This window comes from Streptomyces sp. NBC_00083, from assembly GCF_026343295.1.
Lineage (GTDB): Bacteria > Actinomycetota > Actinomycetes > Streptomycetales > Streptomycetaceae > Streptomyces.
Window position 1 is genome coordinate 375176 of sequence record NZ_JAPELY010000001.1, and the last position, 20934, is coordinate 396109.

13 protein-coding genes are annotated in these 20934 nt (G+C 74.1%); 8 read left to right on the top strand and 5 right to left on the bottom strand.

The window, feature by feature from the left end:
• Nucleotides 1–21 precede the first annotated feature (21 nt).
• From OOJ98_RS01680 to OOJ98_RS01690, 3 genes are read right to left on the bottom strand one after another with little or no spacing between them, the layout of a single operon-like run.
• Complete coding sequence (locus OOJ98_RS01680) at nt 22–1479, bottom strand: DUF2079 domain-containing protein (RefSeq protein ID WP_267052815.1); 1458 nt, start codon at nt 1477–1479, stop codon at nt 22–24.
• 15 nt (nt 1480–1494) lie between these two features.
• Nucleotides 1495–2046: a hypothetical protein gene (locus tag OOJ98_RS01685; RefSeq protein ID WP_267052816.1), complete on the bottom strand. Its 552-nt coding sequence runs from the start codon at nt 2044–2046 to the stop codon at nt 1495–1497.
• Nucleotides 2039–2530 carry a SigE family RNA polymerase sigma factor gene (locus OOJ98_RS01690; RefSeq protein WP_267052817.1) on the bottom strand — a complete coding sequence of 164 codons (492 nt, stop codon included), beginning with the start codon at nt 2528–2530 and terminating at the stop codon, nt 2039–2041. Before OOJ98_RS01690 ends, OOJ98_RS01685 begins: the two co-directional genes overlap by 8 nt.
• 822 nt (nt 2531–3352) lie before the next feature.
• Between OOJ98_RS01690 and mfd the strand changes: the two genes are divergently transcribed.
• Both mfd and OOJ98_RS01700 read left to right on the top strand, forming a co-directional pair.
• Nucleotides 3353–6886: a transcription-repair coupling factor gene (mfd, locus tag OOJ98_RS01695; protein ID WP_267052818.1), complete on the top strand. Its 3534-nt coding sequence runs from the start codon at nt 3353–3355 to the stop codon at nt 6884–6886.
• A 149-nt stretch (nt 6887–7035) separates the two neighbouring features.
• Nucleotides 7036–7713 (top strand): HNH endonuclease family protein, encoded by a 678-nt coding sequence (locus OOJ98_RS01700; RefSeq protein WP_267052819.1) that lies wholly within the window; start codon nt 7036–7038, stop codon nt 7711–7713.
• A gap of 6 nt (nt 7714–7719) precedes the next feature.
• Here OOJ98_RS01700 and OOJ98_RS01705 read toward each other — a convergent pair whose 3' ends face one another.
• The gene (locus tag OOJ98_RS01705; RefSeq protein ID WP_267052820.1) at nt 7720–8427 is read right to left on the bottom strand and encodes a hypothetical protein; all 708 of its coding nucleotides are present in this window, start codon (nt 8425–8427) and stop codon (nt 7720–7722) included.
• A gap of 208 nt (nt 8428–8635) precedes the next feature.
• Between OOJ98_RS01705 and OOJ98_RS01710 the strand changes: the two genes are divergently transcribed.
• The 3 genes from OOJ98_RS01710 to OOJ98_RS01720 all read left to right on the top strand — a co-directional run bounded on the left by OOJ98_RS01710 (nt 8636) and on the right by OOJ98_RS01720 (nt 13073).
• Entirely contained in the window at nt 8636–10750 is a 2115-nt protein-coding gene (locus OOJ98_RS01710) for an N-6 DNA methylase (protein ID WP_267052821.1), read from the top strand.
• 143 nt (nt 10751–10893) lie between these two features.
• A complete protein-coding gene (locus tag OOJ98_RS01715) occupies nt 10894–11511 on the top strand; it encodes a hypothetical protein (RefSeq protein ID WP_267052822.1) in 618 nt (205 codons plus the stop codon).
• Nucleotides 11508–13073 (top strand): serine/threonine-protein kinase, encoded by a 1566-nt coding sequence (locus OOJ98_RS01720; protein ID WP_323177873.1) that lies wholly within the window; start codon nt 11508–11510, stop codon nt 13071–13073. The genes OOJ98_RS01715 and OOJ98_RS01720 overlap by 4 nt, the downstream gene beginning before the upstream one ends.
• A gap of 331 nt (nt 13074–13404) precedes the next feature.
• On the opposite strand, the gene OOJ98_RS01725 is transcribed toward OOJ98_RS01720, so the two are convergent.
• Nucleotides 13405–15858, bottom strand: a complete 2454-nt coding sequence (locus OOJ98_RS01725) for a YfhO family protein (RefSeq protein ID WP_267052823.1) — start codon at nt 15856–15858, stop codon at nt 13405–13407.
• Nucleotides 15859–16115: 257 nt separating this feature from the next.
• Here OOJ98_RS01725 and OOJ98_RS01730 point away from each other — a divergent pair, with 257 nt between their 5' ends.
• From OOJ98_RS01730 to OOJ98_RS01740, 3 genes are all read left to right on the top strand, one after another.
• Nucleotides 16116–16832, top strand: coding sequence for a SurA N-terminal domain-containing protein (locus OOJ98_RS01730; RefSeq protein ID WP_267052824.1), 717 nt, complete (start codon nt 16116–16118; stop codon nt 16830–16832).
• Nucleotides 16833–16872: 40 nt separating this feature from the next.
• Entirely contained in the window at nt 16873–17829 is a 957-nt protein-coding gene (locus OOJ98_RS01735) for a nucleoside triphosphate pyrophosphohydrolase (RefSeq protein WP_267052825.1), read from the top strand.
• A gap of 602 nt (nt 17830–18431) precedes the next feature.
• A complete protein-coding gene (locus tag OOJ98_RS01740; RefSeq protein WP_267052826.1) occupies nt 18432–20747 on the top strand; it encodes an FG-GAP-like repeat-containing protein in 2316 nt (771 codons plus the stop codon).
• The last annotated feature ends 187 nt before the right edge of the window (nt 20748–20934 follow it).

Here is a 20934-nt window from a genome sequence, read left to right on the forward strand (position 1 = left end):
ACCGCACCACCGCGGCGCCCGTCACGACTGGAGCTTCATCAGCACATAGCCCCCTGCCACCCCGGCGACCGTGTAACGGGCGCCGGGGTGCAGCGTCGTGGCGTACTCGACGGGGTCGCCCGCCCACCCGTCGGAGTTGTCGATCGCGATGTACCGCGGGGTGACCGGGCGGGCGGAGCCCACCCAGAAGACCCGGCAGCGCGAGGTGAGACGGGCGATCGGGCCGATGTCCGCCTCCACGGTCGCCCCGTCCGGGATCCGCGCCAACAGGGCTTCCGCCGCGGCCACTTGGGGCTTCTTCTGGTACGTACCCGGCTCGGTGAGCGCTTCGAGGGGCAGCGACGGGGTGAGCGCGAGGGCCGCGACGGCCGCGCACAGCGGCAGCTTCGGGGCGTGGGTGCGCAGCCAGGCGCGCGGGCTGTGGCGCGCGGTGGCCACCGCATCGGTGAGCGCGAGCGCGACGACCGGCATCAGGACGGCGCTGTAGTGCCAGGCCGTCGACCAGTAGTGGTCGTCCGACGACAGGAAGCGCCAGCCCAGGGTGGGCAGCGCGGCGAGCAGCAGCGGGGAGCGCAGGGCGAGCAGGCCGGTGGTGGGGAGCAGGATCCAGGTCAGGGTGCGCAGCTTGAGGTGCCAGGCGGCGAAGGGGCCCGCCGCGTCGCCCCCGTCCACCTTGCTCCAGTAGTCGTAGCCGCCCGTGGTGTTGAAGGAGGGGATGACGACGGTGAGGGTGACCAGCGTCGCCACCACCCCGAGGACGGCCACGGCGAGCGCCCAGCGGGCGGCACGGGGCGAGACGCGGCGGGCCCGCACCGCGACGACGACGGCGAGCGCGGCCGTCGTCATGCCCAGGTCCTCCTTCACGAGGACCAGGGGCACCGCGTACAGGAGCGCCGCGCGCCACCGGCCGCGCAGCACCGCCTCCAGGCTGAAGGCGATCAGCGGGACGGCGAAGCAGATCTCGTGGAAGTCGAAGTCGGCGGCGCGCTGGATCCCCCAGGACAGTCCGTACGCGACCCCGACCGCGAGGCCGGGGCCGCGCCCCAGCAGCCGGGCCGAGACGCGGGTCACCGGGACGGCGGCCAGCGCGAACAGGGCGGCCTGCGCGACGAGCAGGGTGACCGGGGTGGGGAAGAGCCGGTAGGCGGGCGCGAGCAGCGCGGTCACCGGGCTGAAGTGGTCCCCGAGGATGTTGGTGCCGGGCCCCTTCAGATCGGCGACCGGCGCCTGGAGGTGGGCGTAGGCGCGCACGGCCTGCTCGAAGATGCCGAGGTCCCAGGAGAGGGTCTCCATCCGTCGGTAGCGCTCGACCCCGAGCACGGTGTACGCGGCGAACAGTGCGGCGGCGAGCAGATAGGGGTCGGCTGCCCGCCGCGGGAGTATTCGCCCCCGCAGGCGGCCTTGTCGCCGGTGTTCACCCGCTCCGGAGGAGCCGTCGGCGGTCCCTTGGTCGGGCAGCGTGAGCAGGACTCCGGACATGGTGGGCTCCTCGGATCAGCGGGCGGGGAAGGTCGGGGTGGCGGTGCCGGTCGGGGTGACGGGCGGGGTGGACGCCGAGGGGGAGCCGGCGGGCGGCACGGGCCGTGAGGCGTGCACGGTGTCCGGCAGTGCGGACGACGACGGGGAGCCGCCGTCGGTTCCGGACGACGACGGGGAGCCGCCGTCGGTTCCGGGCGACGACGAGGGCAGGCCGTTCGTCCCGGGCGTGGGCGACGACGCCCCCGGGTCCGGCGACGCGGACGGCGACCCCTGCCCCGGCGCGGGCGAGGCCGACGCGGAACCCGCGCCGCTGGGTGTGGCGTCGGCCGGGACGGTGGCGGGCGGCACCGGCGCGCTCTCCTGGAGCCGTACGCCGAGCGCGGCGCCGGACCCGGCGAGCAGGCACACCGTGCAGGCGGCGAGCGCGGCGAGGTTGCGCCGGCGGCGGCGCAGCCCGCGGGCCGCGACGTGTCCGGCGGGCTCGGCCACGGCGTGCCGGGCCCCCGTCTCGGCCGCCCGCTTCAGGGCGCGGGCCAGGAACTCCTCGTCCCGGTGGACGTCAGACACCGTGTTCCTCCTCCAGGAGACGGGGCGCGAGGGCGGCCCTGGCGCGTGACAGGTGGGTCTTGACGGTGCCGGCGGAGATGCCGGTCTCGTGGGCGACCTGGTCCACGCTCAGGTCGCACACGTAGTGCAGGACGGCGACGCGGCGCTGCCGGTCGGAGAGGGTGCGCAGGGCGTCGACGAGGGCGACGGTGCCGGGGTCCGGTTCGGGGGCGGGGTCCGGGTGCGCGCGGTCGTGGCGGCGCCAGGCCTCGGCGGCCCTGCGGGTGCGGCGCCAGCGGCTTATGGCCAGGCGCCAGGCCACGGTCCGCACCCATGCGTCGGGGCCGGCGCCCGTGTCCAGGGCGGCTCTGCGGCCCCAGGCCCGCACGAATGCCTCCTGGACGACGTCCTGGGCCTCGTGGAGGTCGCCCGTCATCAGGTACACCTGGCCCACCAGCGGTTTCACGGCATGCGCGTAGAACTCCTCGAACTCCTCGTCGGTCAATGCGGCTCCCGTGGCGCTGGACAGGTCTCACGGGGTATACGCCCACCACCCCCTCCCCGGTTGACACCCCACCCCAACTTTCCCCCACCCCCCTCGGCCCCCCTCGGCCCCCCTGCGCCCGACCGGTCGACTCCGGGTGCCCTACTGGGCGTGTCCGGCCGGCTCCGGGTGCCCTACAGGGGCGCGGCAGGTCGACGCCGGGTGCCCTACCAAGGGCGCGGGCCTGTGCCGTTTGCGCGGCTCCGCCGCGGTGGGCGCGGGCGATCCGCTCGGTGCCGGGTGCCCTACCGGGCGCGACCGGTCGGCGCCGGGTGCCCTACGTCTTTAGGGGCGCGGGGAACTGCGCGAGACGCGGGCACGGTCCGCAGACGAAAGCCGGGGTTGCTGGGGCTCTGCCCCAGGCCCCGGGGGATGCCCCACCCCACCCCTTCCCGAAACCCTCCGGGGGTTATGGAACGGGCTGAGGTCCAAGCTCCTGGGGCTCTGCCCCAGACCCCGTTCGCGCCCGAAAGGCGGTCGTCCTCAAACGCCGGACCGGCTGAAGATGCCGATGCCAGGCACCCTGCTAAGGGGGAGGGATGCCGATGCCGGCCACCCTGCCAAGGGCAGCCCACCCAGGGGCGCGGGGAACTGCGCGACCGGGGCGAGGGGCAGGGGCCCAGGGGGGCCCGGGGCGCAGGGGGCCCGGGGATGCCCGGGGCGCAGGGGCCCCAGGGGTGGCCCGGGGCGCAGGGGGCCCCGGGGCGTCGTACGCTGGGAGACCCGGCCCGTACGACGTGTCGGGCAGTTCGCGTTGCCCACTCCCCGGGACGGATGCCCTCCATGAGCCTGCACGGTCTGCTGGACGCAGTTGTACGAGACCCCGCGCTCGCCGACGCGGTGAAGGCCGCCACCGACGGCCACCGGATGCACATCGACCTGGTCGGACCCCCCGCCGCCCGCCCCTTCGCCATCGCGGGCCTCGCGCGCGACGCGGGGCGCACGGTGCTCGCCGTGACCGCCACCGGCCGCGAGGCCGAGGACCTGGCGGCGGCGCTGCGCGCGATGCTGCCCGCCGACGAGGTCGTCGAGTACCCCTCCTGGGAGACGCTGCCGCACGAACGCCTCTCGCCGCGCAGCGACACCGTGGGCCGCCGCCTCGCCGTGCTGCGCCGCCTGGTGCACCCCAGCAAGGACGACCCCGCGGCGGGCCCGGTCTCCGTCGTCGTCGCACCCATCCGCTCCGTACTGCAGCCGCAGGTCAAGGGGCTCGGCGACCTCGTCCCCGTCTCCCTGCGCACCGGGCAGAGCGCCGACCTCGGCGAGATCGTCGAGGGGCTCGCCGCCGCCGCGTACGCACGGGTCGAACTCGTGGAGAAGCGAGGGGAGTTCGCGGTCCGCGGCGGCATCCTCGATGTGTTCCCGCCCACCGAGGAGCATCCGCTGCGCGTCGAGTTCTGGGGCGACGACGTCGAGGAGATCCGCTACTTCAAGGTCGCCGACCAGCGCTCCCTGGAGGTCGCCGAGCACGGCCTGTGGGCGCCGCCCTGCCGCGAGCTGCTGCTCACCGACGACGTGCGCACCCGCGCCGCCGCCCTCGCCGAGGCGCACCCCGAGCTCGGCGAGCTGCTCGGGAAGATCGCCGAGGGGATCGCGGTGGAGGGCATGGAGTCCCTCGCGCCGGTCCTCGTCGACGAGATGGAGCTGCTCATCGACGTGCTGCCCAAGGGCGCGATGGCCGTGGTCTGCGACCCCGAGCGGGTGCGGACCCGGGCCGCGGACCTCGTCGCGACCAGCCAGGAGTTCCTCCAGGCGTCCTGGGCGGCCAGCGCCGGCGGCGGCGAGGCGCCCATCGACGTGGACGCCGCGTCGCTGTGGGGCATCGCCGACGTACGGGAGCGGGCCCGAGAGCTCGGCATGATGTGGTGGTCGGTCTCCCCGTTCGCCGCCGACGCCGCGGACCTGGACGACGAAACCCTCAAGCTCGGCATGCACGCCCCCGAGACGTACCGCGGAGACACCCAGCGCGCCCTCGCCGACACCAAGCAGTGGCTCGCCGACGGCTGGCGCACGGTGTACGTGACGGCGGGCCACGGCCCGGCGTCGCGCACCGTGGAGGTCCTCGGCGGCGAGGGCATCGCGGCCCGCCTCGACCCCGAACTCGACGCGTTGACGCCCTCCGTCGTCCAGGTGACGTGCGGCGCCATCGACTACGGGTTCATCGACCCGGCGCTCAAGCTCGCCGTCCTCACCGAGACCGACCTCACCGGCCAGCGCTCCGTCACCAAGGACCTCGGCCGCATGCCGGCCCGGCGCCGCAAGACCATCGACCCGCTCACCCTGGAGGTGGGCGACTACATCGTGCACGAGCAGCACGGTGTGGGCCGCTACATCGAGATGGTGCAGCGCACGGTGCAGAACGCGACCCGCGAGTACCTGCTCGTCGAGTACGCGCCCGCCAAGCGCGGCCAGCCCGGTGACCGGCTCTACATCCCCACCGACCAGCTGGAGCAGGTCACCAAGTACGTCGGCGGCGAGGCCCCGACGCTGCACCGGCTCGGCGGCGCCGACTGGACCAAGACCAAGGCGCGCGCGAAGAAGGCCGTCAAGGAGATCGCCGCCGATCTGATCCGCCTGTACAGCGCGCGCATGGCGGCGCCCGGTCACGCCTTCGGCTCGGACACGCCGTGGCAGCGCGAGCTGGAGGACGCCTTCCCGTACGCGGAGACCCCCGACCAGCTCTCGACGATCGCCGAGGTCAAGGAGGACATGGAGAAGACGGTCCCGATGGACCGTCTGATCTGCGGCGATGTCGGCTACGGAAAGACGGAGATCGCGGTGCGCGCCGCGTTCAAGGCCGTGCAGGACGGCAAGCAGGTCGCCGTCCTCGTGCCGACCACCCTCCTCGTGCAGCAGCACTTCGGCACGTTCACCGAGCGGTACGCCCAATTCCCCGTCAACGTAAGGGCGTTGAGCCGGTTCCAGACCGACACCGAGGCCAAGGCGACGCTCGAGGGGCTCAAGGACGGCTCGGTCGACCTCGTCATCGGCACGCACCGCCTGTTCTCCTCGGAGACCAAGTTCAAGGACCTGGGCCTGGTCATCGTCGACGAGGAGCAGCGCTTCGGCGTCGAGCACAAGGAGCAGCTGAAGAAGCTCCGCGCCAACGTGGACGTCCTGACCATGTCCGCGACCCCCATTCCCCGTACGCTCGAAATGGCCGTCACCGGCATCCGCGAGATGTCGACGATCACCACGCCGCCCGAGGAGCGCCACCCCGTCCTCACCTTCGTGGGCCCGTACGAGGAGAAGCAGATCGGCGCGGCGGTGCGGCGCGAGCTGCTGCGCGAGGGCCAGGTCTTCTACATCCACAACCGGGTCGAGTCCATCGACCGGGCCGCGGCGCGGCTGCGCGAGATCGTGCCGGAGGCGCGCATCCAGACCGCGCACGGGCAGATGGGCGAGACTCAGCTGGAGCAGGTCGTCGTCGACTTCTGGGAGAAGAAGTTCGACGTGCTGGTCTCGACGACGATCGTCGAGTCCGGCATCGACATCTCCAACGCCAACACCCTCATCGTCGAGCGCGGCGACAACTTCGGCCTCTCCCAGCTGCACCAGCTGCGCGGCCGGGTGGGCCGCGGCCGGGACCGGGGCTACGCCTACTTCCTGTACCCGCCGGAGAAGCCGCTGACGGAGACCGCGCACGAGCGGCTCGCCACCATCGCCCAGCACACCGAGATGGGCGCGGGCATGTACGTGGCGATGAAGGACCTGGAGATCCGTGGCGCGGGCAACCTGCTCGGCGGCGAGCAGTCCGGGCACATCGCGGGGGTCGGCTTCGACCTGTACGTGCGGATGGTCGGCGAGGCCGTCGCCGACTACCGGGCGCAGATGGAGGGCGGCGAGCTGGAGGAGGCGCCGCTCGAAGTCAAGATCGAGCTGCCGGTCGACGCGCACGTACCGCACGACTACGCGCCGGGCGAGCGGCTGCGCCTCCAGGCCTACCGGGCGATCGCGTCGGCCAACTCCGAGCAGGACGTCAAGGCGGTGCGCGAGGAGCTCACCGACCGGTACGGCAAGCTGCCGGAGCCGGTCGAGAACCTGCTCCTGGTGGCGGGCCTGCGCATGCTGGCGCGGGCCTGCGGGGTCGGCGAGATCGTGCTCCAGGGCCCCAACATCCGCTTCGCGCCGGTGGAGTTGAGGGAGTCGCAGGAGCTGCGCCTCAAGCGGCTCCACCCGCGCACGATCATCAAGGCGCCGACCCGGCAGATCCTGGTGCCGCGCCCGACCGCGGGCAAGATCGGCGGCAAGCCGGTGGTGGGCCGGGAACTGCTCGCGTGGACCGGCGAGTTCCTCACCACGATCCTGGGGTCGTGAGACAGCTGGGGTGAACGGGTTACGAGGGGCGGTCCGCGCGGTGCGGGCCGTCCCTCGTCCGTGTCCGGGGCCGTTGACCGGCGTCCGTCCGGGTAGGAGTACCTAGGATTGCGAGGTTCCGCCAACTGCTGCCAGGATGGCCTGCTTTGATGCGTATCTACCGAATTGCCCTGCCCGCGACCGCCCTCGCGGCCTCCCTCGTCGTCACCGGCTGCGGGCCCGGCACCACCGCGAAGAGCGGCGCCCCCGGTGCCAAGGGCGCCGCCGGATCCGCGCTCGCCGCGGTCGACTCGCTCACCGTGAAGGGGCGGGCGCCCAAGACCGGGTACAGCCGGGACCAGTTCGGCAAGGGCTGGAGCGACACCGACCACAACGGCTGCGAGACCCGCGAGGACATACTGAAGCGGGACCTGACGGACGTGAAGTTCAAGGACAAGTGCGACGTCTCGTCCGGCACGCTCGCGCACGACCCGTACACGGGGGAGTCCATCACCTTCAAGCGCGGCGCCAGCAAGATCGACATCGACCATGTGGTGGCCCTGTCGGACGCCTGGCAGAAGGGCGCCCAGCAGTGGGACAAGCAGAAGCGGACGGAGTTCGCCAACGATCCGCTCAATCTGATCGCCGTCGACGCGAGCGCCAACCGCCGCAAGAGCGACGGTGACGCGGCGACCTGGCTGCCGCCGTACAAGGCGTACCGCTGTACGTACGTGGCGGACCAGGTGGCGGTGAAGAAGAAGTACGGGGTGTGGCTGACCGACGCCGAGAAGACCGCGATGAAGTCGGTCCTCGACGGGTGCCCCGACCAGAAGCTTCCGGCGGGCTGAGCGTCGTCAGCCCGCGGCGATCTGGGACTTCGGCGGGGCGACCGCGTGGACCGGCCGGCCGAAGTCCGAGAATTCGAGGGTTCCGGGCTCGTCGCCGCCCACCGTGACCATCTTCAGGAGGTAGTGCGTGCCGGTGGTCGCCACGTCGAGCGTGTAGACCGAGCCGCTGTCCTTCTCCGTGAGCACCATCGCGGGGACCCCGCCCACCGTGATGATCGGCCCCTTCTCGGCCGCGTTGTCCTCGCCCTGGTCCGCGAGGAAGGTCTTCACGTCGCACATGGGGGCCAGGTCCTTGCCCTGACCGGTCGTGGTGTCGCTCTTGATCCACTTGTGTGTGCCCGTGGGCCGCAGATAGGCGGTCTTTCCGACCTTGATCATGGCGACGGCGTCCTTGCCCGCCCCGATGGTTCCGGTGCAGTCGCCCTTGGAGTTCATGGTCAGGTCGACCTTGGTGGGGCCGTCCTTGGCGTCGGTGACGTTCGCCTTGAGGCGCAGCGAGGGGGCCATGCGGTCCGCCTTCATCGCGTCGGTGAATATCTGGCCCCCGCTGCGGCCCCCGAAGGGGTCCTTCTTCGCGGCCGGGGTCGCCGCGGCCGGCGTCTTCGCGGCGGGCGAGTCCTTCGCGGTGCTGGAGCCGGAGCTCGAACAGGCCGTCAGGGCCGTGGTGGCACAGACGAAGAGCGCGGTGGTGGTGACGATCGTGCGGCGGCGCATGGTGTGAACTCCCCCTGGGGGCGTGGTGGTGCGAGGTGGTGGTGGGGCCGGGCGGGACGGCAGGTGCGGTGGCCCGCGGCACATCAGAGCAGAGAGTTGTGAACCGGGTCAACACCAGTACATTGATCGTTATGGTTCACGGCGTGTATGGAGTGCTTCCGCGGTATTCGGTAGGCTCTGCGCACAACGCCACGAGGGGAGCGGCCAAGTGCCGGAGCACGCAGCAGAGGTGACCGCGGCCACCATCGCCCGGCTCGCGGGGGTCGGCCGGGCGGCGGTCAGTAACTGGCGGCGCCGGCACGCCGACTTCCCCAAGCCGGTCGGCGGCACCGACACCAGCCCCTCCTTCGCGCTCCACGAGGTCGAGCAATGGCTGCGTGAGCAGGGAAAACTCGTCGAAGTCCCGCTGCGTGAACGGATCTGGCAACAGCTGTCGGGCCACCCCGCGGGCGCCGTCACCGCGCTCGTGCACAGCGGCTGCGTGCTGCTTCTGCTGCGTCACCGGCCCGGCTGCTGGGTCGAGTTGGGGCCGCTGTCCGACGCGCGCCTCGCCCGTCGGCTGCCGCACCTCCTCGACGAGGTGCTGGACGAGCGGTTCGGCCGGGACGGCGCACGACGCCGCGTCCCCGGTGTTCACGGCCGCACTGTGAACACCCCCGGCGCCGCCGACCTCACCCCCTCGGTGCCGCTGCTGCGCGGGGTCGCCGAACTCGCCGCCGAGACCGGCCATCAGGACGCCTTCGAGTTCCTCCTCGGCCGCCACCTCGACGCCAACCCCCGCCAGTACACGCTCACCCCGCAGGGCCCCGCCGAGCTGATGGCCGCGCTCGCCGGCCCCGCCGCGACCGTCCTCGACCCGGCCTGCGGCACCGGCACCCTGCTCGGCGCGCTGCCCGGGGCCGACGCCCTGCACGGCCAGGACGCCGACCCCGACCTCGCCGCCCTCACCGGACTCCGGCTCGCCCTCACCGGCCCCGCCGGCATCCGTACCGCGGCCGCCGACTCGCTGCGCGCGGACGCCTTCCCCGAGCTGACCGCCGACGCCGTGCTGTGCCACCCGCCGTTCAACGAGCGGGCCTGGGGCCACGACGAACTCGCCTACGACCCGCGCTGGGAGTACGGCCTCCCGGCCCGCACCGAGTCCGAACTCGCCTGGGTGCAGCACGCGTTGGCCCGACTGCGCGAAGGCGGCACCGCCGTCCTCCTCATGCCGCCCGCCGCCGCCTCACGCCGGTCGGGCCGCCGCATCCGCGCCGACCTGCTGCGGCGCGGCGCCCTGCGCGCCGTCGTCGCGCTGCCGCCCGGGGCCGCGCCCCCGTACGGCATCCCGCTGCACCTGTGGGTGCTGCGCAGGCCCGGCGCCACCACCCGGCCCGCCGCCGAACTCCTCCTCGTCGACACCGCGGGCGTCGAGGGCGCCGCCGTCGACGGCGGCCGCGACCGGCTGCCCTGGCCCGCCCTGCGCTCCGCGGTGCTCGACGCGTGGACCGCGTTCGACCGCGCCGGCACCGTCACCGAGCAGCCCGGCGTCAGCCGGTCCGTGCCGGTCATCGAACTCCTCGACGAGGACGTGGACCTGGCCCCCGCCCGCCATCTGCCACCGCCCGCGGCCGAAGGCGGCACCGCCGCGCTCGACGCCGTACGCGAACGGCTCGACGCCACCCTGAGCCGCGCCGCGGACCTGACCCCGGCACCCGCGGCCCCCGCCCCCGGCGCCCGCTGGCCCCTCACCACCGTCGGCGAACTCGCCCGCGCGGGCGCGCTGCTGCTGCGGCCGGGCGGCGCCGGAACCGCGGGGGACGGCGCCCCGCTCCCCGTCCTCACCGAGCACGACGTGCTGGCCGGCACCGCCCCCTCGGGCGTCCTGCCCGAAGGACCCGCCGAGGAGCCGGTGCTCACCCGGGCCGGCGACGTCGTGGTGCCGGTGCTGGGCGGCGGCGCGATCGCCCGGGTCGTGGACGCCGCCCACGCGGGCGCCGCGCTCGGCCGCAACCTCCAGCTCCTGCGGCCCGAACCCGCCGCCCTCGACCCGTGGTTCCTCGCCGGGTTCCTGCGCGGCACCGCCAACAACCGCCAGGCCAGCAGCCACGCCACCACCGCCACCCGGCTCGACGTACGCCGGCTCCAGCTGCCCCGGCTGCCCCTGGCCGAGCAGCGGTGCTACGGCGAGCGGTTCCGCGCGCTCGCCGCGTTCGAGGACGCGCTGCGGCTCGCGGGGCGGCTCGGCGACCAGCTCGTGCGCGGGCTGCACGACGGGCTGACGGACGGCACGTTCGACCCGGCGGCCGAACCGGCGCGGAAGGCGCGGCCCGCCCGCTCCTGATGACGGTTGGATACCGGCCCGGGGATCGCCGGGGCCGGTGTCAGTGACGGTGTATACGCTCATGACACCGGTCGCGGCACGGCACGGCCCGCCACCCGTCCCGACCCGGTCCGAACCGATCCGTCCCAGTGTCAGGAGCAGCGATGCACGGCCCCGGCTATGGACCGCCGCAGCCCCGCCCCACGGGGGCGGTGCCGATGGCGCTCCGCGTGCTGTTCGCGGTGGTACCGCTGGCCAGTTGCGGACTGCTGTCGTGGACGGCGCTGCTGCGGCTCGCGATCGTGACGCGGCGCCGGGCGCACTGGGCGCTGTTCTGGAGCCAACTGACGCTGTACGTCGTCTTCTTCGCCTTCGTCGTGGCATCGGGCGACGACGAGAACGACTGGAAGTCGAACTTCGGCATGATCGGCCTGCTCTCGCTCGCCACCGTCACCACGGCCTACTTCCTGTACGCGGACATCCGGCACGGCGCGCGTCCGGCGCCCGCGACCGGCACCTACGGCCCGCCCGTCGGATACGCGCCGCCGCACATACCCCGCGCCACGGCCCCGCAGTTCGGTCCCTACGCCAACCCCTACGCCGAGACCCCCGTGCCGGGCGCGTCCCCGGCGCCCGCTCCGATGCCCGCCGCCCCGGCACCGGGCGCCCCCGTGCCGCCACAGCTACGCACGCCTGCCGCGCCCAGGATCGACCAGGTCAGGGCCGAGCTCGACGAACTGTCGCAGTACCTGCGCAAGGGGACCGAGGGCGAGGCCCGGTGACCGTGGGGCGGGTCGTCGCCGGACGGTACGAGCTGGCGGCGCTGCTCGGCCAGGGCGGCATGGGCCAGGTGTGGACGGCGTACGACCGCCGCCTCGACCGCCGGGTCGCGGTGAAGCTGCTGCGCCCCGACCGGGTAGCCGGATCGGGCCGGGCCGACGAGGCGGAGGAGCTGCGGCGCCGCTTCGTGCGCGAATGCCGGGTGACCGCGCAGGTCGACCACCCCGGGCTCGTCACCGTGCACGACGCGGGCAGCGACGGCGACGACCTGTACCTCGTCATGCAGCACGTCGCGGGCTCCGACCTCGCCGACCACCTCGCCGAGCACGGGCCCTACCCCTGGCCGTGGGCGGTGGCCGTCGCGGCCCAGCTGTGCGCGGTGCTCTCCGCCGTGCACGCGGTGCCGATCGTCCACCGGGACCTCAAGCCGCGCAACGTGATGGTGAAACCGGACGGCACCCTGACCGTCCTCGACCTGGGCGTCGCCTCCGTCCTCGACTCCGACACCACGCGCCTGACGCATACCGGCTCACCCATCGGCTCGCCCGCCTACATGGCGCCCGAGCAGGCGATGGGCGGCGCGGTCGGCCCGTACACCGACCTGTACGCGCTCGGGGTGCTCCTGCACGAACTGCTCAGCGGCGACGTCCCGTTCGCGGGGTCCACCGTCCTCGGCGTGCTGCACCGCCATCTGTACGAGGCGCCCGTCGCGGTCCGCGGGCTGCGGCCCGAGGTGCCCGAGCCCCTCGAAGCGCTCGTCCTGCGGCTGCTCGCCAAGGACCCGCAGGGCAGGCCGAGTTGTGCGCAGGAGGTGTACGAGGCGCTGGCGCCGCTCCTGCCGCTGCGGGGCGGGCCGGGCCCGACGGCCTCCCGCCCGCCGGGGCCGCTCGACCCGACCCGCCCCTTCCTGCGCCCGCACGCGCCCTGGCCGGACCGCGTCGCCACCCCCGCGCCCGGCCCGCTCCCCGTGGCGCCGCCCGTGCCGACGGCGCCGCCGAGGCCCGATGTGGCGGGCGCGGTCGACGAGGTCAAGCGGCTGCTCGGCGAGGGACGCATCACCCAGGCCGTCGACATCCTCGGCTCGATCCTGCCCGCCGCGGCGGCCGAACACGGCGAACGGTCGCCGGTGGTACGGATCCTGCGCAAGCAGTACGCGGCGACGCTGATGGACGACGGGCAGTACCGGCGCGCCCTGCCCGAGCTGCGCCGGCTCGCCGCGGACCGCGCGGCGGAGGCGGGCCCCGCCGACCCGCAGGCCCTCGACTTCCGCCACGACGTGGCGCAGTGCCTCGAACAACTCGGGGAGACGGCGGGGGCACTGGCGGAGTACCGGGCGGTGCTGCCCGGCTTCGAGGCGCTGTACGCGGCGTCCGACCCGTCCCGCCCGTTCGCCGTGCGGCACCGGATCGGAGACCTGCTCCTCGCGGTGGGGGAGCATGCGGCGGGGCATCAGCAGCTCCAGGGGCTGCTGTGGGACGTGGAGCGGGTGTACGGGGCCCAGCACCCCTATCCGGCGGAGCTCCGCCGCGCCCTGAGCCGCCAACGCGAGGTCCGCGGGGCGTAGCGCCGCCTGCGTGTACCCGCGCCCTCATCTCGCGCAGTTCCCCGCGCCCCCGACTACTCGATGCCAGCCCGCATGAGCCTCTTCAGCCTGTCCGGCGTTTGAGGACGAGCGCCTTTCGGGCGCGAACGGGGTCTGGGGCGGAGCCCCAGGGTTTTGGACCTCAGCCCGTTTCCCAGCCCCCGGAGGGTTTCGGGAAGGGGTGGGGTGGGGCATCCCCGGGGTCTGGGGCGGAGCCCCGGCAACCCTGCTTTCGGGTGCGGACCGTGCCCGCGTCTCGCGCAGTTCCCCGCGCCCCTGGCGGGGCTGAGCCTGGCGGCATGGGCAGTTGGGGCTACCGACCCCGGTGGCGGCGTAGGCGGGGCCAGAGGTGCAGGGTCAGGAGGGTCAGCGCGGCCAGGGCGGACACCGCCGCGCCCGAGCGCAACCCCGGCGGCCGGAAACCGCACTCCACCACCTGAGCCCCAGCAGGGAGCGAAACCGACGTCAGGCCCAGGTAATCGCCCGCGGGCGCGAATCCGCCGCCGTCCACGCGGCACGTCCACCCCGCGATCCGCGGCATCGCGAACACCGCCGTACCCCCCGCCCCGTCACCCCGCAGCTCCGCACGGATGGAGCTGTCCGAGACCGACACCCGCGCCGCCCCCGCCGCCCTCAGCCGGTCGACCGCGCGGGCCAGCGCCGCCCGGTCCAGGCATCCCAGCTCCGCCGCGCGGTCCGCGGGGGAGAGCGTCACGTGCGAGGCGCGCCCGGGGCCCGCGGACGTACCGAACGGGATCAGCGGCGCCCGCCGGCTCGGCGCACCGCCGCGCATCTCCACGGCAGGACCGCCGCCGAGCCGCGCCGTGCCGAAGTGGTCCGGAGCCCACAGGAAGATGTCGGTCCCGGCCGGGCACCCCTGCGCGAGGGTGCGGGTCGTGTACACCCGGGCGCCGAGCAGGAGTTCCTGGTTGCGGAACGGGTTGGTGCCGTACGCCGGGGGCGGCCCGGCGGCCCGGAGCGTCACCAGGGGCGGAGTCGCGGCGGCCCGCACCAGGCCCGGCGCGCCGTCCTTGCCCTCGACCCGCACCCGCGCCCCCACGGCGAAGATCGCGTCGGTCACCGGGTTGTCGAGGCTCTGGAGCGCCCGCCCCCGCGAGGTCCAGCCCCCGCCGAGCGCCGTCATCGTACGGTTCAGGACCTCCGGGGTGAGGCTGGAGTAGTAGGCGCCGCCCTCGCCGCCGAGCAGCAGGGGGTCGTTGTTGGTGATCTGGCGCTGCCCGGGGTCGGTGCGGGAGGCCGGCCAGTCGGCGGCCTCCGATGCGAGCGCGGCCCGCTCGGTGTGCGCGGAGCCCCAGGCGGGGTAGCCGTCCATGCGGGCGGCCCGCTCCCGGTCCCCGTACGCCTGCGTGACACCGGCCTGCGCGATCTGCGCCCCGGCGAGCAGGGCGAGCGCGGCGATCGTGAGCCCGCGCCGGCCCCGGCGGGCCAGCAACAGCCCGCCGACCACCGCGGCGACGCCGAGCGCGAGCAGCGGATACGTCCACGCGGAGATCAGCTCGCTGAAGGCCGCGCCCGCCGCGATCAGTGCGACGACACCGCCCCCGCCGAGCAGCGCGCGGCGCCCGGGAACCCCGTACGACAGACAGATCCAGGCGGCGATGACGAGGATGCCGCACAGGACGAACGTCTGCCGGTAGGGACTGCCGTTGGGGGTGACGAAGGCGTGCCAGGCCAGATGGGTCGGCTTCCACTGGAAGGAGAGCGCGACGGCGAGCGCGAGCCCGGACCAGGCATACCGCTCGCGGCGCGGCACCGCGCGGTGGAAGGCGAGGGCGCCCGCCAACAGCAGCGCGCCGGTGCCGAGGAAGACGGCGGGGGAGGAGAAGGAGTACGTGCCGGGCAGGGTGCGGGCCAGGTAGTCGGGCCAGGACACTGGCGCGAACTCCCGCACCCACCCCGGGTGGGCGTGCTGGGTGCCGAGGTAGACGGTGAACAGGACGGGCGCCGAGAGCCCGATGCCGATGGCCACCGACCGGCCGGCCACCAGCACCGCCCGCACTCGCGCCCGCCCGTCCAGGGCCGGGTCCACGTACAGGAGCAGGAGCAGCACGAGTCCGGCCCCGATGGTCGCCATGTACGCGGTGTAGAAGTTGGCGGTCCAGGCGAGCGCCACGACCAGCGGGCCGAGCACCGGCCGCCGCCGGCCCCTGGCCCAGTGCCCGACCAGGCACAGCAGCGGGAAGGCGATGAGCCCGTCGAGCCACATCGGGTTGTACGTGGCCTCCAGGACCGACCAGCCGCACAGCGCGTACGAGGCGCCGAGCACCCCCGCCGCCCAGCGGTGGCGGACGGCGGGGCGCAGCGCGAGCAGCAGCACCGTCATCGCGACGGCCGCCGCGGCCGTCTTCAGGACGGTGATGACGTACACCGCGAGGTCGATCCGGTCGCGCGGGAAGACGCCGACGAGGAGCGCGAACGGGCTGCTGAGGTAGGTGCCGAGGTCGGGCAGGAACGAAGTGCCGTACCCGGACTGCCAGTTGAGGAGCAGCCCGCCTTCGGCGCGGCCGTGCAGCAGGTCCCACAGGTGGGCGTGGAAGGGGATGAACTGGTTGCCCAGGTCGTTGATGCTGCGCGTGTGCCGTTGCAGCGGGCCCAGCGGGATCACCCCGGCGACGGCGTCCGCGCCGCACACCGCGATCAGGGTGATCAGCGCGGACAGGGCGGCGGCACGGGTGCGGGGGCGGCGGGCGGCCGGCGTCCGTGCGGGGGCCACCGGCGGGGCGGGGGCGGCTGCGAGGGTCGGCATGGTCGGCATCGGGGTCCTTTGCTGTGCGCTGCCGACGAATATGCCGGACCGCGGGGCGCAACACGGCGGGCCCGGACGTCAGTTCACGCGATGGACGGCACGGCTTCATCCGGCGTCACCCCCGCGACCGATGGGGGTTGCGAATCGTTGGGCGAATCAGTGGCCCCGGCCACGCCGACTGCCTACCATCGATCATCGCAAGGTCTTAGCAAGGTTCGTCGCCATGCCGCACGTATCTGCTCCGCCGGGAGGCTCCTTTGCACCGCCGTCGTCGTACCGCGCTCTCCGTCTCCGTCGTCCTGCTCGCCGCGGGTCCTTTCCTGGCCGCGTGCGGCGGTACGGCCCATCCGGGGGCCGCGGCCGTCGTCGGGGGCGAGCGGATCGAGGTCTCCGCGCTCCAGGCCGAGGTGAAGGACGTACGGACGGCGCAGCAGGGCTCCCCGCAGTCCGCCCAGCTGATCAAGGACTCGGGTCAGCTCGGCAAGGTGAAGCTCAGCAACATGATCTTCGACCGGGTGCTGGCGCGCGCCGCCGAGCAGTCCGGGGTGAGCGTCAGCCGCAAGGAGACGCAGGACGCGCGGGCCGCGATGGTGCAGCAGGCCGGCGGCGAGGACCAGTTGCGCGAGCAGGCCCTCACCAACGGCGGGCTCGCCCCGGACCAGATCGACACGTACGTCCGGCGCCAGGTCCTCGAACAGAAGCTGGCCGCGAAGATCGGCGCGCGTACGCAGCAGGATCTGCTGCCCGTCCTGGTCAAGGCGTCCAAGGACCTCCACGTGGACGTGAACCCGCGCTACGGCAGCTGGAACGCGAGCCAGATCCAGCTCGCCGACTACCAGGCGCCGTGGATCGCCAAGGCGAAGCAGCCGGCCGCGCCGCAGGCCGGCACCGACCAGCAGGGTGCCCCGCAGGACCAGCAGGGTGCGCCGCAGGACCAGCAGGACGACCCGGGGGACTCCGCCGCGACCGGCTGAGCGGGCGGGGCGGCTCTTCGGGTGGAGGTAGGTTCGACAGGTGACTGCTGTCGAAGAAACCGGCCGAATCGTTTTGCTCACGGCGAGCCACCGGGTCGCGCCGGGGCTCCTGTCGTGGCCCGCGTGGGAGACCCTGCGCACCGCCGACCTCGTCCTGTGCCCCGACCCCGCGCATCCGCAGCTGCCGTACCTGCGGGAGGCGGGGGTCTCGGTGGAGCTGTCGGAGCCGGACGCGCAGGGGCTGGTCGAGACGTGTACCGGGGGCCGCACCGTGGTGGTGCTCCCCTCCGGCGAGGGTGACCGGCGCCTGACCGACGGGCTCGCCCGGCTTGCCGGTTCGGGCCGTGTGAGCATGCCCGACCTGGAGCTGCTGCCCGGCTCCTACGACCTGCCGGGCGCGCGCCTGCTCGACCTCGTCCAGGTCATGGACCGCATCCGGCGCGCATGCCCCTGGTCCTCGCAGCAGACCCACAAGGGGCTCGCCAAGTACGCCTTGGAGGAGGCGTACGAACTCGTCGAGGCGGTGGAGGACGGCGACCGGGACGAGTTGCGCGAGGAGCTGGGCGATGTGCTGCTCCAGGTCGTCTTCCACGCGCGGATCGCCGAGGAGGACGGCGAGGAGCCGTTCTCCATCGACGACGTCGCGGGCGGCATCGTGGACAAGCTGATCCACCGGCACCCGCACGTGTTCGGCTCGGAGCGGGCGGACACGCCGGAGGAGGTCAAGGAGCACTGGCTGCGGATGAAGGCGGTCGAGAAGCAGCGGGCGTCCGTGACGGACGGGGTGCCGGTGGGGCAGCCGGCGCTCGCCCTCGCGGCCAAGCTGTCCGCCCGTGCGCGGACGGCGGGCCTCGATGTGCGGCTTCCCTCCGGGGAGGGGGTGGGCTATCGGCTGCTCGCGCTCGCGGTGGAGGCGGAGGCGTCCGGGGTCGACCCCGAGGCCGCCCTGCGGGCTGCGGCCCGCGCGTACCGCGAGGCAATCCGCGCGGCCGAGTGACCCTGGGCGGGCGGGGTCTCGCCCGCGAGTTCCCCGCGCCCCTGGGTGGGTTGCCCTTGGCAGGGTGCAGAGTCTCGGCCACCTCAGCCTGTCCGGCGTTTGAGGACGAGCGCCCTTCAGGCGCGAACGGGGTCTGGGGCGGAGCCCCAGGGGTCTGAACCTCACCCTTTACGGCCCTGGGGTGCCCCACCCCAGCCCTTTTCCCCTTCTCCCACCCCCGGAGGGTTTCGGGAAGGGGTGGGGTGGGGCATCCCCCGGGGTCTGGGGCGGAGCCCCAGTGACCCCGCTTTCGGGTGCGGACCGTGCCCGCGTCTCGCGCAGTTCCCCGCGCCCCTAGTAGGGCACCCGGCGCCGACCCCGCGGCTCGCGCCCACCGCGGCGGAGCCGCGCAGAGGGTGCAGCCCCGCGCCCCGGGGAGGGCACCCGGAGTCGCGGCGTCCGGCAATGGGGGCCGGGCGAAACCCCTCGTACCCCAGCGATCACCTGTGCCACACTGCCCACGACCGCAGGGGAGCGGTCACTACCCCCGCCGAGCCGAACCCGCCGCGCGGGTCGACGCCGCGGCCCCGAGGGGCCGTCGGCCAGGGGAGGGGACAACAGGAATGGCGCAGAGGAACCGCTCGCTCAGACGGGCCGCGCAGATCGCGACGGCCGGCACGGCGAGTCTCGCCCTGATGACCGCGTTCGCGGGCGCGGCGCAGGCCGACCCGTCCGGAACGACGTCCACGCCGCACCACGTCTCGACGCCGGCCTGGGCGCTGGCACAGGGCGGCGACACACTCGACCAGTCGCTCACCTCGGTGTCCTCGGTGGACGCCGACCACGCGTGGGCGGGCGGCTGGAAGACCGGGGACAAGGGCATGGACGGCCGCATCGCCCGGTGGGACGGCACGACCTGGTCCACCGTCACCGATCCCGCGCTGCCGCACGTCATGCAGTGGTCGGCGGTCAGCGCGGTGTCGGCCACCGACGTGTGGGCGTACGGCCTGACCGAGACCGATCAGTACCTCGTCCACTACGACGGGGAGAAGTGGACGGTCGTGCCCACCGCGGGCGCCTACGACCGGGCCTGGCCCGAGGTGCCCCTCAAGGCCGTCCCGGGCCGCCTCTTCAAGGGCGGCAACGCCCTCTATACGTACAGCGACGGCACCTGGCAGACGTTCGCCGTGCCGGAGGGAGTGGACATCCAGGGCATCGACGCCCTGTCCGCGAACGACGCGTACGCGACCGGCACGCAGTTCCAGGGAGAGGGCGGCCACCCCGTCACGTACCACTGGGACGGCACGACGTGGACGCTCATGCCACAGATCCCCGCGCCCAGCGGCGTCACCGTGTCGCACATCGCGGCCCAGTCCCCGAAGAGCGTGTACGCGGCCGGGTGGGGCCAGTCGTCGGCGCTCCCGCCGCGGCCGCACGTCGAGCACTGGGACGGGACCGCGTGGCACGACATCACCGGTGATCTCGCCGCGTTCGTCGTCCAGGCCATCCGTCCGGACGGGCACGGCGGCCTGTGGGCGGTCGGCGGTGACGACGCGACGCAGAACGCCGCGCCGGCCTTCTGGCACTACGACGGCACCTCGTGGACGAAGCAGGCCGGCGAGTCCGCGACGGAACCGACGTCGCGGAGCTACGAGTTCACCGACATCACCCCCGTCAACGGCACGGCCGGCGGCGGCCTCATCGCGGTCGGCCGGTACGTGGTGCCGGCCGTGAACCCGTCGGACCTCGACACCTCGCGGGCCCTGATCGAGCAGACCCGGACCTCCCTCGACGTCACCACCACCGACCTCACCGTCTCCTCGACGGCCACGCACACCGTGCGCGTCCACGCCGAGGGCGCGGGCCGGCTCACCGTCGGGTTCCGGCCCGAGGAGGGGCAGCCCGCGTGGGACCGGAGCGCGGTCGACCTGAAGGTGACCGCGGTGGACGGCGGGCCGCAGACGGTCTGCGACCACGCGGCCGGGCCCGTCAACGCCGCGGCCGAGGCCGTGTCGTGCACCCTCCCGGCGGGCGACCACACCCTCACCTACACGCTCGCGTCGGGCGCGTACACCGACGCCTGGCAGGTGGAGACGGACGTCCGGTTCACCGCGGCCGACGAGAACGCCGCCAGCCCGAAGGCGACCGCGGGCTTCGTCGTGAACAGCCTCTACCCCGTGCCGACCGGCAGCCGCTTCCTCGGCCGTGACGCGCAGGGGACGCTGTGGCGCTACGACGGCACGGGCGACGCCTCGGCTCCGTACCGCGGCCGCGTGGCCGTGAGCGACGGGTGGCAGGGCTACACCGCCATCACGGCGCTGTCCGGCCTGACCGTGCACGGCGCGGGTGACGTGGTCGCCCGGGACGCGAGCGGTGTCCTCTGGTACTACCGCGGCGGCGGCGACACCGTCCCGTTCGCGGCGCGCACCAAGGTCGGGGCCGGCTGGAACATGTACGACGCGCTGACCGGCGCCGGCGATCTGACCGGCGACGGCCGGGCCGACCTGGTGGCCCGTGACACGGCGGGCGTGCTGTGGCTGTACCAGGGCACGGCGAGCGCCTCCGCGCCGTTCGCGCCGCGCGTGAGGATCGGCGCCGGGTGGGACGCGTACACCGTGCTCACCGGCAAGGGCGACCTGACGGGCGACGGCCGCGCCGACCTGCTGGCGCGTGACGCGTCCGGCGTGCTGTGGCTGTACCAGGGGACGGGCAACGCGGCGGCGCCCTACGCCCCGCGCGCCAAGGTCGGCACCGACTGGAACCTCTACAACGCGCTCCTGGTCCCCGGCGACCTGACGGGCGACGGCCGGGCCGACATCCTCGGCCGTGACGCGTCCGGTGTGCTGTGGCTGTACAAGGGGACGGGCAACGCGGCGGCGCCCTACGCCCCGCGCGCCAAGGTCGGCACCAATTGGTCCCTCTACAACGGCCTGATCTGATCTGATCTGATCCGCTCCGGTCCGCTCCGCTCCGGTCGGCTCCGGTCCGCTTCGGTCCGGTCCGGTCCACCGTCCCGCCCGCCCCGCCCCGCCCCGCCCCGCACCGTGCGCGGGGCGGGGCGGGCGGGTGCGTGCGGCCCCGGCACCGGCGCCGTCGAAGGGGGAGCGCCGCCCGGGATACGGTCGG